Annotated in this window: 11 protein-coding genes; 6 read left to right on the top strand and 5 right to left on the bottom strand. The window is 59.2% G+C overall.

Annotated elements, in window-relative coordinates; genetic code table 11:
* Window positions 1-49: 49 nt before the first annotated feature.
* Window positions 50-1,585 carry a 2,3-bisphosphoglycerate-independent phosphoglycerate mutase gene (gene gpmI, locus EKA13_RS23180; protein ID WP_065761541.1) on the bottom strand — a complete coding sequence of 512 codons (1,536 nt, stop codon included), beginning with the start codon at window positions 1,583-1,585 and terminating at the stop codon, window positions 50-52.
* A gap of 213 nt (window positions 1,586-1,798) precedes the next feature.
* Here gpmI and EKA13_RS23185 point away from each other — a divergent pair, with 213 nt between their 5' ends.
* Genes EKA13_RS23185 through secB form a run of 3 tightly spaced genes read left to right on the top strand, consistent with a single transcriptional unit; the run spans window position 1,799 to window position 2,998 of the window.
* Entirely contained in the window at window positions 1,799-2,212 is a 414-nt protein-coding gene (locus EKA13_RS23185) for a rhodanese-like domain-containing protein (protein ID WP_065761542.1), read from the top strand.
* Between the two features lie 3 nt (window positions 2,213-2,215).
* Window positions 2,216-2,470 carry a glutaredoxin 3 gene (gene grxC, locus EKA13_RS23190; protein ID WP_065761543.1) on the top strand — a complete coding sequence of 85 codons (255 nt, stop codon included), beginning with the start codon at window positions 2,216-2,218 and terminating at the stop codon, window positions 2,468-2,470.
* A gap of 39 nt (window positions 2,471-2,509) precedes the next feature.
* Window positions 2,510-2,998: a protein-export chaperone SecB gene (gene secB / locus EKA13_RS23195; RefSeq protein WP_065761544.1), complete on the top strand. Its 489-nt coding sequence runs from the start codon at window positions 2,510-2,512 to the stop codon at window positions 2,996-2,998.
* Between the two features lie 48 nt (window positions 2,999-3,046).
* Here the strand turns inward: secB and trmL are convergent, their stop codons facing one another.
* Window positions 3,047-3,502, bottom strand: coding sequence for a tRNA (uridine(34)/cytosine(34)/5-carboxymethylaminomethyluridine(34)-2'-O)-methyltransferase TrmL (gene trmL / locus EKA13_RS23200; RefSeq protein WP_065761545.1), 456 nt, complete (start codon window positions 3,500-3,502; stop codon window positions 3,047-3,049).
* On the opposite strand from trmL, the gene EKA13_RS23205 reads away from it, so the two are divergent.
* Window positions 3,501-3,938 (top strand): hypothetical protein, encoded by a 438-nt coding sequence (locus tag EKA13_RS23205; RefSeq protein ID WP_065761546.1) that lies wholly within the window; start codon window positions 3,501-3,503, stop codon window positions 3,936-3,938. The genes trmL and EKA13_RS23205 overlap by 2 nt on opposite strands.
* Window positions 3,939-4,245: 307 nt before the next feature.
* On the opposite strand, the gene ntrC is transcribed toward EKA13_RS23205, so the two are convergent.
* From ntrC to glnA, 3 genes are all read right to left on the bottom strand, one after another.
* On the bottom strand, window positions 4,246-5,682 hold the full coding sequence (gene ntrC, locus EKA13_RS23210) for a nitrogen regulation protein NR(I) (protein WP_065761547.1): 1,437 nt from the start codon (window positions 5,680-5,682) through the stop codon (window positions 4,246-4,248).
* A complete protein-coding gene (gene glnL / locus EKA13_RS23215) occupies window positions 5,679-6,764 on the bottom strand; it encodes a nitrogen regulation protein NR(II) (RefSeq protein ID WP_065761548.1) in 1,086 nt (361 codons plus the stop codon). Before glnL ends, ntrC begins: the two co-directional genes overlap by 4 nt.
* 514 nt (window positions 6,765-7,278) lie before the next feature.
* Complete coding sequence (gene glnA, locus EKA13_RS23220) at window positions 7,279-8,685, bottom strand: glutamate--ammonia ligase (RefSeq protein ID WP_065761549.1); 1,407 nt, start codon at window positions 8,683-8,685, stop codon at window positions 7,279-7,281.
* A 330-nt stretch (window positions 8,686-9,015) separates the two neighbouring features.
* On the opposite strand from glnA, the gene thiI reads away from it, so the two are divergent.
* Window positions 9,016-10,470, top strand: a complete 1,455-nt coding sequence (gene thiI / locus EKA13_RS23230; RefSeq protein WP_065761550.1) for a tRNA uracil 4-sulfurtransferase ThiI — start codon at window positions 9,016-9,018, stop codon at window positions 10,468-10,470.
* A gap of 127 nt (window positions 10,471-10,597) precedes the next feature.
* The coding region (gene typA, locus EKA13_RS23235) for a translational GTPase TypA (RefSeq protein WP_065761551.1) at window positions 10,598-12,408 on the top strand (1,811 nt) is incomplete at its 3' end.

The raw sequence follows: 12,408 nt of genomic DNA on the forward strand, positions 1-12,408 counted from the left end.
CTTGAGGCGTTTGTCCGGAAAACCGACCGTTATGGCGGGTTTACGCAGGTCAGGCGTCGATCAGGATCGAGGTCCCGGTCATTTCCCGGGGTTGTTCCAGGCCCATCAGTTTCAGCATGGTGGGGGCGACATCTGCCAGTACGCCGCCGTCACGAACGGTGAACGGGCGTTTACCGACGTAGATGAATGGGACCGGTTCGGTGGTGTGCGCGGTGTGCGCCTGCCCCGTGCATTCGTCTTCCATCTGCTCGACGTTGCCATGGTCGGCAGTGATCAGCGCTTCGCCGCCGACCTTCTCCAGTGCTTCGACCAGCCGGCCGACGCAGGTATCCAGGCACTCCACGGCCTTGACCGCAGCCTCGAACACACCGCTATGGCCAACCATGTCGCCATTGGCGTAATTGACCACGATCACGTCATAACGCTGTTGCTCGATGGCTTCGACGATTTTGTCGGTCACCTCGGGGGCGCTCATTTCCGGTTGCAGGTCGTAGGTGGCGACCTTGGGTGATGGGATCAGGATGCGCTCTTCACCGGGGAACGGCTCTTCACGGCCACCGGAGAAGAAGAAGGTGACGTGGGCATATTTCTCGGTTTCGGCGATACGCAGTTGGGTCTTGCCCTGCTTGGCCAGGTATTCCCCGAGCACATTGTCCAGGCTTCCTGGGGCGAAGGCGGCCGGAGCCGGGATCTTTGCCGAGTACTGGGTCAGGCCGATGTAGGCCGCCAGCTTCGGCAGGCGTGCGCGAGGGAATTCATTGAACTCGGTCTCGACGAAGACCCGCGACAGCTCGCGGGCACGGTCGGCGCGGAAGTTCATGAAGATCACGGCATCGCCGTCTTCAACCTTGACGGCATCACCAATGCGTGTGGCTTTGACGAATTCATCGCTCTCGTCGCGGGCATAGGCTGCTTCCAGGCCGGCCTGGGCGCTGTCGGCACTGAACTCGGCGACACTGTCGACGATCAGGTTGTAGGCCGCAGCGACGCGGTCCCAGCGGTTGTCACGGTCCATCGCGTAGTAGCGACCGATCAGGCTGGCAATACGGCCCTTGCCCAGGCGGGCGAAGGTGGCGTCGAGCAGTTCGATGGACGATTGCGCACTCTTTGGTGGCGTGTCGCGGCCATCGAGGAAGGCGTGCAGGTAGATGTTCTCTGCGCCGCGCTGAACGGCCAGTTCTGCCATGGCGATCAGGTGGTCCTGGTGGCTATGTACGCCACCATCGGAGAGCAGGCCAAGGATATGTACGGCCTTGCCAGCACCGACCGCCTTGTCCACGGCGCCACACAGCACGGGGTTCTGGAAGAACTCGCCGTCCTTGATCGCCTTGGTGACACGGGTGAAGTCCTGGTACACCACACGCCCGGCACCCAGGTTCATGTGGCCAACCTCGGAGTTGCCCATCTGGCCGTCCGGCAGGCCCACGTCCATGCCGGAGCCGGAGATCAGGCCATGCGGCTGGGTAGCACGCAGGCGATCATAAACCGGGGTGTTGGCCGAGTAGATGGCGTTGTACTCGTGGCTTTCGCTGTGACCGAAACCATCCAGGATGATCAGGACCAGGGGTTTTGGCGTGCTCGTCATGAATCCCACTCGCGCTTGTTCAGATGAAAAAGAAACGCATTTTAGGGCATCTTGGTCCCGGATGACGAATTCCCTTTGTGTGGTTAACGGAATAAGCCGACAAGCTGCAACACATTAAGCGGAATTACTGCAGGCGGGGTCGTCGGGCGGGCTTTGGCCGACCTTGGCGGCTGTGTATACTGGCCAACATTTTTAATGGCCCGGAACCCTCTGATGGTTGCTCACCTGATTGAATTCGCCACTAACCACTATTTGCTCGTCGCACTGTTCGCGGTGCTGCTGGTACTGCTGATTCTCACCGAGGCCCGTCGCGGTGGTCGCAGCCTCAGCAGCGGCGAACTGACCGCTCTGGTCAACAGCGAAAAGGGCCTGGTCATCGACATTCGCACCAGCAAGGACTTCGCTGCCGGCCATATCGTCGGCGCCCTGAACATTCCTCAGGACAAGCTGGCTGCACGCATTGGCGAGCTGGAAAAACACAAGGCCAAGACCTTGATCGTGGTCGACAACATGGGCCAGCATTCCGGTACTACCTGCCGTGAGCTGCTCAAGGCCGGCTTTACCGCTGCCAAGCTGTCTGGCGGTGTGTCCAGCTGGCGCGCCGATAACCTGCCATTGGTGAAGTGATCCATGCCTGATGTCATCGTCTACTCCAGCGATTACTGCCCTTACTGCTCGCGCGCCAAGCACCTGCTCCAGAGCAAAGGTGTAGCCTTCGATGAGATCAAGGTCGATGGCAAGCCGCAGCTGCGCGCTGAAATGAGCCAGAAGGCCGGGCGTACATCGGTGCCGCAAATCTGGATCGGCGCTACCCATGTGGGCGGCTGCGACGACCTGTATGCCCTTGAGCGAGCGGGCAAGCTGGACGCTTTGCTCAAGGCTTGATTCAGAACCCCTACAAGACCCTGGAAAGAAGGATCTGTCATGACTGATCAACAGAACAACGGCGCAGAAGCGCTGGATGAGAACGCACCGCAGTTTTCCATGCAGCGCATCTATGTGCGCGACCTGTCGTTCGAAGCGCCGAAAAGCCCGGCGATCTTCCGTCAGCAGTGGGAGCCGAGCGTCGCACTGGACCTGAACACCAAGCAAAAAGGTCTGGAAGGCGATTTCCACGAGGTCGTGCTGACCCTGTCTGTCACGGTCAAGAACGGTGAAGAAGTAGCCTTCATCGCTGAAGTGCAGCAGGCCGGCATCTTCCTGATCAAGAACCTCGATGCCGCTTCGATGAGCCACACCTTGGGCGCATTCTGCCCGAACATCCTGTTCCCTTATGCGCGTGAAGCGCTGGACAGCCTGGTGACCCGTGGCTCGTTCCCGGCACTGATGCTGTCGCCAGTGAACTTCGATGCCCTGTACGCCCAGGAAATGGCGCGTATGCAGGAAGCCGGTGAGGCGCCGTCGCTGCAATAAGCGACTGCTGTCACCTGAAAGCGCCCCACGGGGCGCTTTTTTCTTGGCTCAGGCAAAGCCTTGCTGGCGCCAGGCCTCGTAGACGGCCACCGCGACGGTGTTGGACAGGTTCAGGCTGCGGCAGCCTTCGCGCATGGGCAGGCGCAGGCGTTGCTCACTGCTCAGCGCGTCGAGCACTTCGGCGGGCAGGCCACGGCTTTCCGGACCGAACAAAAATGCATCGCCGGGCTGGAAGCTGGCATCATGGAAGGGCCGCGAGGCCTTGGTGGTGAACGCGAACAGACGCGGCTGCCCCAGGCTTTCCAGGCAGCTTGGCAGGTCGGCATGACGCTTGAGTGTGGCGTACTCGTGATAGTCGAGGCCCGCTCGGCGCAAGCGCTTGTCGTCCAACTCAAAGCCGATAGGCTCGATCAGGTGCAGGTGGCAGCCGCTGTTGGCGCACAGCCTGATAATGTTGCCGGTATTCGGCGGAATCTCTGGTTGAAAGAGGATGACGTGAAACATGCACGGCTCCGGGCAAAAAGACGAAGGGCATTCTACTCCTGAACCGGACCCACGTTCGCAACTCTGGCCGCGAGTGATGTTCTCGCTGGCAATCTTCGGCATGTTGGTCGGGCTGATGATCGGTCGCTTGACGGCGCCCGAGCCTCGGGAGTTGGAGCAGGTCGAGGTCATCGAAGGAGGGCTGAACCTGTGGTTCAACGAAGAACCCAAGCTGCATGGCGAAGAAGTCGAGGGTGCTGTTGCGCTGCTGTTCGAGGCTGATGGGCGGCCTCAGCACGGTCAGTTGCAACTTGAGGGCAAGCCCGTGAGCTGGCGGGTACAGAAGACCGATAAGGGCTTGCTGGTGAACCTGGTAGCGGCCCGTCCTCTGCACGGCGATTGGGCCGGTGCAGAGCAGGACGGGCGTTGGCGCTTGCAGGTATTGTTGCGCGAATAAAAGAGGGGATTCCCCGGCCTGCCTGTACCAAGGTCCCCAAAACGGGTGATACCTATGTTATGCACTGTGTGTGCCAGTTTTGTTGCAGGGCTGAAAATGGCTGATTACAGCCGTTTTGCGGGAAGAAGAAGGCTCTAGGACGGGGATTTTTGCCTTGTCGCGGTGCATCGCGAGCGGGTTTGGTGCAGGGTGGCGCGTTCAGCAGGAGAGGGCAGCTTCTACATCGGGGGCTACAGGAGCCGGCGCCGCGTCAGGTGAAACGGGCGCCTCGATCGCCAGCACGGCGTGCTCCTGCAGTAATGGGGCGTCAGGCGTCGTCAACCTCGTCCTCTTCGCCGCCCGCTACGTTCATTCCCAGCTCCTTGATCTTCCGGGTCAGGGTGTTGCGCCCCCAGCCCAGCAGCACGGCAGCATCTCGGCGGCGCCCTGCGGTGTGTTTGAGGGCGGTTTCGATCATGATCCGCTCAAAACTAGGCACGGCACTGTCGAGCAGGTTCGACTGCCCACGCGCCAGGGCCAGGTCTGCCCACTGCCGCAAGGCCTGCTCCCAGTTGGTGACGGGCGCGGCGTCCTGCGGCAGGTTCAGCAGTTCGGGCGGCAGGTCGCCAATGTGCACTTCCCGGCCTGAAGCCATGACGGTGATCCAGCGGCAGGTGTTCTCCAGTTGGCGAACATTGCCCGGCCATGGCAGGTTGCGAATGAATTCTTCGGTTTCAGGCTTGAGCAGCTTGGGCTCGACGGCCAGCTCCTGCGCGGCACGGCTGAGGAAGTGCCGGGCCAGGGTCGGGATGTCTTCGCGACGATCCGACAAGCGCGGGATGTGAATGCGGATCACGTTCAGGCGGTGGAACAGGTCTTCCCTGAACTTGCCTGCCTGAACCAGCGTTTCCAGGTTCTGATGGGTCGCAGCAATGATTCGTACATCGACTTTGACCGGCACGTGGCCGCCAACCCGATAAAACTCGCCATCGGCCAGCACGCGCAGCAGGCGCGTCTGGGTGTCGGCTGGCATGTCGCCAATTTCATCGAGGAACAGGGTGCCGCCGTCCGCCTGCTCAAAGCGCCCGCGCCGCAGGTTGGCCGCGCCGGTAAAGGCGCCTTTTTCGTGGCCGAACAGCTCTGACTCCATCAGGTCCTTGGGGATTGCCGCCATGTTCAATGCAATAAACGGCGATGCTGCCCTTGGGCTGTGGCGGTGAAGGGCGTGGGCGACCAGCTCTTTGCCGGTACCCGACTCGCCGTTGATCAGCACGGTAATGTTGGAGTGGCTCAGGCGACCAATGGCACGGAACACCTCCTGCATCGCCGGTGCTTCGCCGATGATTTCCGGGGTGCGGGTCAGGCTGGGTGCCACATCCATGCCCTGTTGCTCCTGGGCATGCTGGTTGGCACGTTTGACCAGTGAGACGGCTTCGTCAACGTCGAAAGGCTTAGGCAAGTACTCGAAGGCCCCGCCCTGATAAGACGCAACGGCGCTGTCGAGGTCCGAGTGGGCGGTCATGATGATGACCGGCAGGCGAGGGTACTGCTCGCGAATCTGCGCGAGCAGGTCCAGGCCGCTGGCCCCAGGCATGCGGATATCAGAGATGATCACATCCGGCTGCTGCCGGGACAAACGACCCATGACGCCATCAGCGCTGTCGAAGCTCTGGGTGGTCATGCCTTCCTGCTGCAAGGCTTTTTCCAGAACCCAGCGGATGGAGCGATCGTCATCGACGATCCAGACAGTTTCACTACGGCTCATGAGGACATGGCTCCTTGTTCCAGCGGCAGGAAGATCGAAAAGTTGGTGTGACCAGGGTGGCTGTCACACTCGATCAGCCCTTGGTGCTGGCTGATGATGTTCTGGGTAATGGCCAGGCCCAGCCCGGTTCCGTCTGGACGGCCGCTGACCATTGGATAAAAGATGGTTTCCTGCAGTTCGGCGGGAATGCCTGGGCCGTTGTCGATGATTTCGACCTTGGCCACCAGGCGATGGCGTGTATGGCCAATGGTGAACTGGCGCATGGCTCGGGTACGCAGGCTGATACGGCCCAGGCGCAGTTCGTTCTGGGCGCTTATGGCCTGCATGGCGTTGCGAACGATGTTGAGCACGGCCTGGATCATCTGCTCGCGATCGATCAGGACGTCCGGCAGGCTAGGGTCATAGTCCCGCACCAAGGTGATGCAGCCTTGGCTTTCTGCTTCGACCAGGCTACAGACCCGCTCCAGTACTTCATGGATGTTGGTCATGGCCAGTGACGGCAGTTTGTTCGAGCCCAGCATGCGATCAACCAGGTTGCGCAGGCGATCTGCCTCTTCAATGATGACGTTGGTGTAGTCCTTCAGGCTTTCTTCAGGTAACTCGCGAGCCAACAACTGTGCCGCGCCGCGAATACCGCCAAGCGGGTTCTTGATCTCGTGGGCCAGGCCACGGACCAGCATCTTGGTGGTCTCTTGTTTGGACAGCTGAGCCTCTTCCTTGGTGATCCGCAGCAAGCGGTCCCGCGGATGGACTTCAAGCAACAGCAGGGTCTTTCCGTTGCTCAGGATGGGCGTTACCGCGTAGTCGACGGTCAGGGTCTGGCCGGCCAAGGAGGTGAGCAGGGCTTCGCGTTTAGTGAACGGGTGAGCGTGTTCCACGGCCTGGCGCAAGGAGTTCAGCGCTTCGGTCGATTCCGTGAACAGCTCGCTGATGAACTGGCCATGGCTGCGCTGACCACTGATGGCGAGCAGCATCTCCGCCGCCGGATTCATGTACTCAAGACGCAGTTCGGCATTGAGCAGAATGGTGGCAGTGGTCAGGTTGTCCAGTAGCAGTCGGTGCAGAGCATCGCTGATGGTCATGGGGCGTCGTTGACCTCTTTTGGTACATGACAACCGTGGCTGAAGCCAGGGTCGCGCGCACTGGTAATCCGCTGATACGAAGAAAATGCAAAAAACAAACCAAGGCTCCGAAAAGAAGCGGATTCGCCTGAAAAAGACCTGTATATGCCCAAAAAAGGACTACAAAGCCCTAGGCTTGCGATTTTCTTGAACCAAAATGGGCTGTTAACAGCGGATGCAGGCGGCTCATTGCACCAATATAGAGCATTGAGCCGGGATCGGTTCTGCATTAAAGGCGTTGCCCGGAAAGAGGCTTCCGAGGGCGCTTCAAACCGCGTTTTCTGTGGGATGCAGGCTTGCCTGCGCTGGCGTCGACGGGTGTGTCGGCGAGTACGTGGTGCCTGCATCGTTGGCAAGCCAACTTCCCGCAGGGCTCAGTGCCAGGCGTCTGGGCTTTGCGTAGGTGACACGTCAGAAACAAGAAAGGCCTCCCGAGGGAGGCCTTTCTTACGCCGCTTGCGCGAGCGTCACGGGATTAGCAGCTGTAGTACAGCTCGTATTCCAGTGGGTGTACGAAGGTGCGAACCTTGATTTCTTCTTCGCTTTTCAGGGCGATGTAGGCGTCGATGAAGTCGTCGCTGAAAACGCCGCCTTTGGTCAGGAACGCACGGCCCTTGTCCAGCTCTTCCAGGGCTTCTTTCAGGCTGCCACAAACCTGTGGGATTTCCTTGGCCTCTTCAGGCGGCAGGTCGTACAGGTTCTTGTCGGCGGCATCGCCTGGGTGGATCTTGTTCTGGATACCGTCCAGACCTGCCATCAGCAGCGCTGCGAAGCACAGGTATGGGTTGGCAGCCGGGTCCGGGAAGCGCGCTTCGATACGACGAGCTTTCGGGCTGGAAACGTATGGAATACGGATCGAGGCGGAGCGGTTGCGCGCCGAGTAGGCCAGCATTACAGGGGCTTCGAAGCCTGGGACCAGACGCTTGTAGGAGTTGGTCGAAGGGTTGGTGAAGCCGTTCAGTGCCTTACCGTGCTTGATGATACCGCCGATGAAGTACAGGGCGGTGTCGGACAGGCCGGCATAGCCTTCGCCGGAGAAGGTGTTCTTGCCTTCTTTGGAGATGGACATGTGAACGTGCATGCCCGAACCGTTGTCACCGTACAGTGGCTTCGGCATGAAGGTAGCGGTACGGCCGTAAGCGTCGGCAACGTTGTGTACGCAGTACTTCAGGGTCTGAACTTCGTCGGCTTTCTTCACCAGGGTGTTGAAACGCACACCGATTTCGTTCTGGCCGGCAGTTGCCACTTCGTGGTGGTGAACTTCGATGACCAGGCCCATTTCTTCCATGGCATTACACATGGCAGTACGGATTTCGTGGTCATGGTCGAACGGAGGAACTGGGAAGTAACCGCCTTTGACGCCTGGGCGGTGACCTTTGTTGCCGCCTTCGACGTCCTGGTCGGACATCCACGAACCTTGTTCGGAGAAGATCTTGAACATCGAGCCCGAGATGTCGGACTTGAATTTCACTTCGTCGAAGATGAAGAACTCTGGCTCCGGGCCGACCAGTACGGTGTCGCCGATAGCGGTGGACTTCAGGTACTCCTCGGCACGCTTGGCGATGGCGCGTGGGTCGCGGTCGTAGCCTTGCATGGTCGAAGGTTCGATGATGTCGCAAACGATGATCAGCGTTGGCTCTTCGGTGAACGGATCGAGCACGGCAGTATCGTCGACCGGCATCAGGATCATGTCGGACGCTTCGATGCCTTTCCATCCAGCGATGGAGGAGCCGTCGAACATCTTGCCGGCTTCAAAGAAGTCTTCATCCAGCGCATCACGGGCTGGCATGGTCACGTGGTGCTGAGTGCCTTTGGTGTCAGTGAAGCGCAGATCAATCCATTTAACGTCATGATCTTTGATGAGTTGAACCGACTTCGACATAGTGTCCTCCGGGTGGGGTAGAGCTTGCCTGTGCAGCCCTTGAATTTGGGTGATGCCGGGCGCGAATAGTCCGCCAAGGCAACCTGCCTCACAAGGGAGCAAATTGCATGCCAGTGCCCCGACTTGGGTTTTTTGCCCCAAACATAGGCGTTTGCGCCGTAAATACTGAAAAAGCGGATTTTTTTCGCACTCTTATGATGCGATTTTTAATCAAGATGACCTGTTTTGGTGCGTTAGATGCCGTCCGTACAATAGTTGGTCAAACCTTGAGCAATTTCCGCTATAATCCGCGCCCCCCTTTTTCGCTTGGCACATTGCGCGCAGTTTTTCATGAAACTAATCGTCAAGATTTTCCCAGAGATCACCATCAAGAGCGGCCCGGTGCGCAAGCGCTTCATTCGCCAGCTCTGCCGCAACATTCGTGTCGTGCTCAAGGATCTCGATCCAGAGCTCGTGGTCAAGGGTGTCTGGGATAATCTCGAGATCATCACGCGCCTGGACGATGAAAAAGTGCAGCGCGAGATGATCGAGCGCCTGTCCTGCACGCCGGGCATTGCGCATTTCCTGCAGGTCGACGAATACCCGCTGGTCGATTTCGACGATATCGTCGCCAAGTGCAAGCTTCATTATGGTGCGCAGCTGGCCGGCAAGCATTTTTCGGTTCGCTGCAAGCGTGCCGGCAAGCACAGCTTCACTTCCATGGATGTCGATCGTTATGTTGGCAGCCAACTGCGCCAGCAGTGCGGCGCCGCCGGGATCGATCTGCGCAACCCTGAAGTGGTCGTGCGTCTTGAGCTGCGTGATGAGCGCCTGTTCGTGGTGCACAGCCAGCACCCGGGCATCGGCGGCTACCCGCTGGGCGCGCTGGAACAGACCCTGGTGCTGATGTCGGGTGGTTTCGACTCTACCGTGGCGGCCTACCAGATGATGCGTCGCGGCCTGATGACCCATTTCTGTTTCTTCAACCTCGGTGGCCGTGCCCACGAGCTTGGCGTAATGGAAGTCGCACACTTTCTCTGGAAAAAGTACGGCAGCAGCCAGCGTGTGCTGTTTGTCAGCGTGCCGTTCGAAGAAGTGGTCGGCGAAATTCTCGGCAAGGTCGGTAACAGCTATATGGGCGTTACCCTCAAGCGTATGATGTTGCGTGCTGCAACCCGCATTGCCGATCGCCTGGAAATCGACGCACTGGTGACCGGTGAGGCGATTTCCCAGGTCTCCAGCCAGACCCTGCCGAACCTGGCAGTGATCGATTCGGCGACCGAGAAACTGGTGTTGCGCCCGCTGTTGGCCAGCCACAAGCAGGACATCATCGATCAGGCCTACCAGATCGGGACCGCCGAGTTCGCCAAGCACATGCCAGAATACTGCGGCGTGATTTCGGTGAACCCGACTACCTGTGCCAAGCGTCACCGCGTCGAAAGCGAAGAACGCAGTTTCGACATGGCGGTGCTGGAGCGTGCGCTGGAGCGTGCCCGCCTGATCTCGATCGACAATGTCATCGATGAGCTGGGCCAGGATATTCAGATTGAAGAAGTCAGCCAGGCGTTGGCCGGGCAGGTGGTGATCGACATCCGTCACCCCGACGCCCAGGAAGACCAGCCACTGGTACTCGAAGGTATCGAAGTTCAGGTGCTGCCGTTCTATGCCCTGAACAGCCGTTTCAAGGAACTGGATGCTACCCGCCAGTACCTGCTGTATTGCGACAAGGGCGTAATGAGCCGCCTGCATGCCCACCACTTATTGAGCGAGGGACATGCCAATGTGCGTGTTTATCGCCCGGCATAAGACGCCAGGGCTGTATGGCGGCAGCATCCGCCACCGCCCTCCCGACCGGCGGGCCCGTTGAGCGTTTTTCATTCATATTCGCCGCCTAAACTGGCGGCAACCCGAATCCTCTGCTCGAGATACACAAGTGATCGAAAATCTCCGTAACATCGCCATCATCGCCCACGTTGACCATGGTAAAACCACCCTGGTAGACAAACTCCTGCGTCAGTCCGGCACTCTGGAGCGCAACGAGCTCAACGACGAGCGCGTGATGGACTCCAACGACCAGGAAAAAGAGCGCGGCATTACCATTCTGGCGAAGAACACCGCCATCAACTGGAACGGCTACCACATCAACATCGTGGATACCCCCGGCCACGCCGACTTCGGTGGCGAGGTTGAGCGCGTAATGTCGATGGTCGACTCCGTGCTGCTGCTGGTTGACGCTCAAGACGGCCCTATGCCGCAAACCCGTTTCGTGACCAAGAAGGCCTTCGAAGCCGGCCTGCGTCCAATCGTGGTAATCAACAAGGTTGACCGTCCAGGCGCGCGTCCTGATTGGGTTCTGGACCAGATCTTCGACCTGTTCGACAACCTCGGTGCTACCGATGAACAGCTGGACTTCAAAGTCGTCTACGCCTCGGCCCTGAACGGCATTGCCGGTCTGGACCACACCGACATGGCGGAAGACATGACCCCGCTGTACCAGTCGATCGTCGACAACGTACCAGCGCCTTCCGTTGACCGTGACGGCCCGTTCCAGATGCAGATCTCTGCCCTGGACTACAACAGCTTCCTCGGTGTTATCGGCGTTGGCCGTATCGCCCGTGGTCGCGTCAAGCCGAACACCCCGGTTGTGGCCATCGACGTTGACGGCAAGAAGCGCAACGGCCGTATCCTGAAGCTGATGGGTCACCACGGTCTGCACCGCGTTGACGTTGAAGAAGCACTGGCGGGCGACATCGTTTGCGTCAGCGGTTTCGACGAGCTGTTCATCTCCGACACCCTGTGCGACCCACTGAACGTCGAAGCGATGAAGCCACTGACCGTTGACGAGCCAACCGTTTCGATGACCTTCCAGGTCAACGACTCGCCGTTCTGCGGTAAGGAAGGCAAGTTCGTCACCAGCCGTAACATCAAGGAACGTCTGGACAAAGAGCTGCTGTACAACGTTGCACTGCGCGTTGAAGAAGGCGACTCGGCTGACAAGTTCAAGGTTTCCGGCCGTGGTGAGCTGCACCTGTCGGTTCTGATCGAAACCATGCGTCGTGAAGGCTTCGAGATGGCTGTAGGCCGTCCTGAAGTAATCATCCGTGAAGTCAACGGCGTCAAGCAGGAGCCGTTCGAGAACGTCACCATCGACATCCCTGAAGAAGCTCAGGGCAAGGTCATGGAAGAGATGGGTCTGCGTAAAGGCGACCTGACCAACATGTCGCCGGATGGTAAAGGTCGTGTGCGTCTGGAGTACAACATTCCAGCCCGTGGTCTGATTGGTTTCCGTAACCAGTTCCTGACCCTGACCAACGGTGCAGGCATCCTGACCTCGATCTTCGATCGCTACGACACCATGAAGTCCGGCCACATGTCCGGCCGTCAGAACGGTGTACTGGTATCGGTTGAGACCGGCAAGGCACTGACCTACTCCCTGGAAACCCTGCAGGCTCGTGGCAAGCTGTTCATCGAGCACGGTCAGGACATCTACAACGGTCAGATCGTTGGTCTGAACAGCCGTGACAACGACCTGGGCGTCAACCCTACCAAGGGCAAGAAGCTCGACAACATGCGTGCTTCGGGTAAAGACGAAACCATCGCTCTGGTTCCACCGGTTCGTTTCACCCTGGAACAGGCTCTGGAGTTCATCCAGGACGACGAGCTGTGTGAAGTTACGCCGAAGTCGATCCGTCTGCGCAAGAAGATCCTCGACGAAGGCGAGCGTACCCGCGCTGCCAAGAAAGC

This window comes from Pseudomonas defluvii (genome assembly GCF_001695625.1).
Taxonomy (GTDB): Bacteria; Pseudomonadota; Gammaproteobacteria; order Pseudomonadales; family Pseudomonadaceae; genus Aquipseudomonas; species Aquipseudomonas defluvii.

Excerpts from the sequence above, each read along its gene's own strand:
- grxC (WP_065761543.1), top strand. The coding sequence starts at position 2,216 with ATGCCTGATGTCATCGTCTACTCCAGCGATTACTGCCCTTACTGCTCG.
- EKA13_RS23205 (WP_065761546.1), top strand. The coding sequence starts at position 3,501 with ATGCACGGCTCCGGGCAAAAAGACGAAGGGCATTCTACTCCTGAACCG.
- thiI (WP_065761550.1), top strand. The coding sequence starts at position 9,016 with ATGAAACTAATCGTCAAGATTTTCCCAGAGATCACCATCAAGAGCGGC.
- glnA (WP_065761549.1), bottom strand. The coding sequence starts at position 8,685 with ATGTCGAAGTCGGTTCAACTCATCAAAGATCATGACGTTAAATGGATT.
- glnL (WP_065761548.1), bottom strand. The coding sequence starts at position 6,764 with ATGACCATCAGCGATGCTCTGCACCGACTGCTACTGGACAACCTGACC.
- secB (WP_065761544.1), top strand. The coding sequence starts at position 2,510 with ATGACTGATCAACAGAACAACGGCGCAGAAGCGCTGGATGAGAACGCA.
- trmL (WP_065761545.1), bottom strand. The coding sequence starts at position 3,502 with ATGTTTCACGTCATCCTCTTTCAACCAGAGATTCCGCCGAATACCGGC.
- EKA13_RS23185 (WP_065761542.1), top strand. The coding sequence starts at position 1,799 with ATGGTTGCTCACCTGATTGAATTCGCCACTAACCACTATTTGCTCGTC.
- ntrC (WP_065761547.1), bottom strand. The coding sequence starts at position 5,682 with ATGAGCCGTAGTGAAACTGTCTGGATCGTCGATGACGATCGCTCCATC.
- gpmI (WP_065761541.1), bottom strand. The coding sequence starts at position 1,585 with ATGACGAGCACGCCAAAACCCCTGGTCCTGATCATCCTGGATGGTTTC.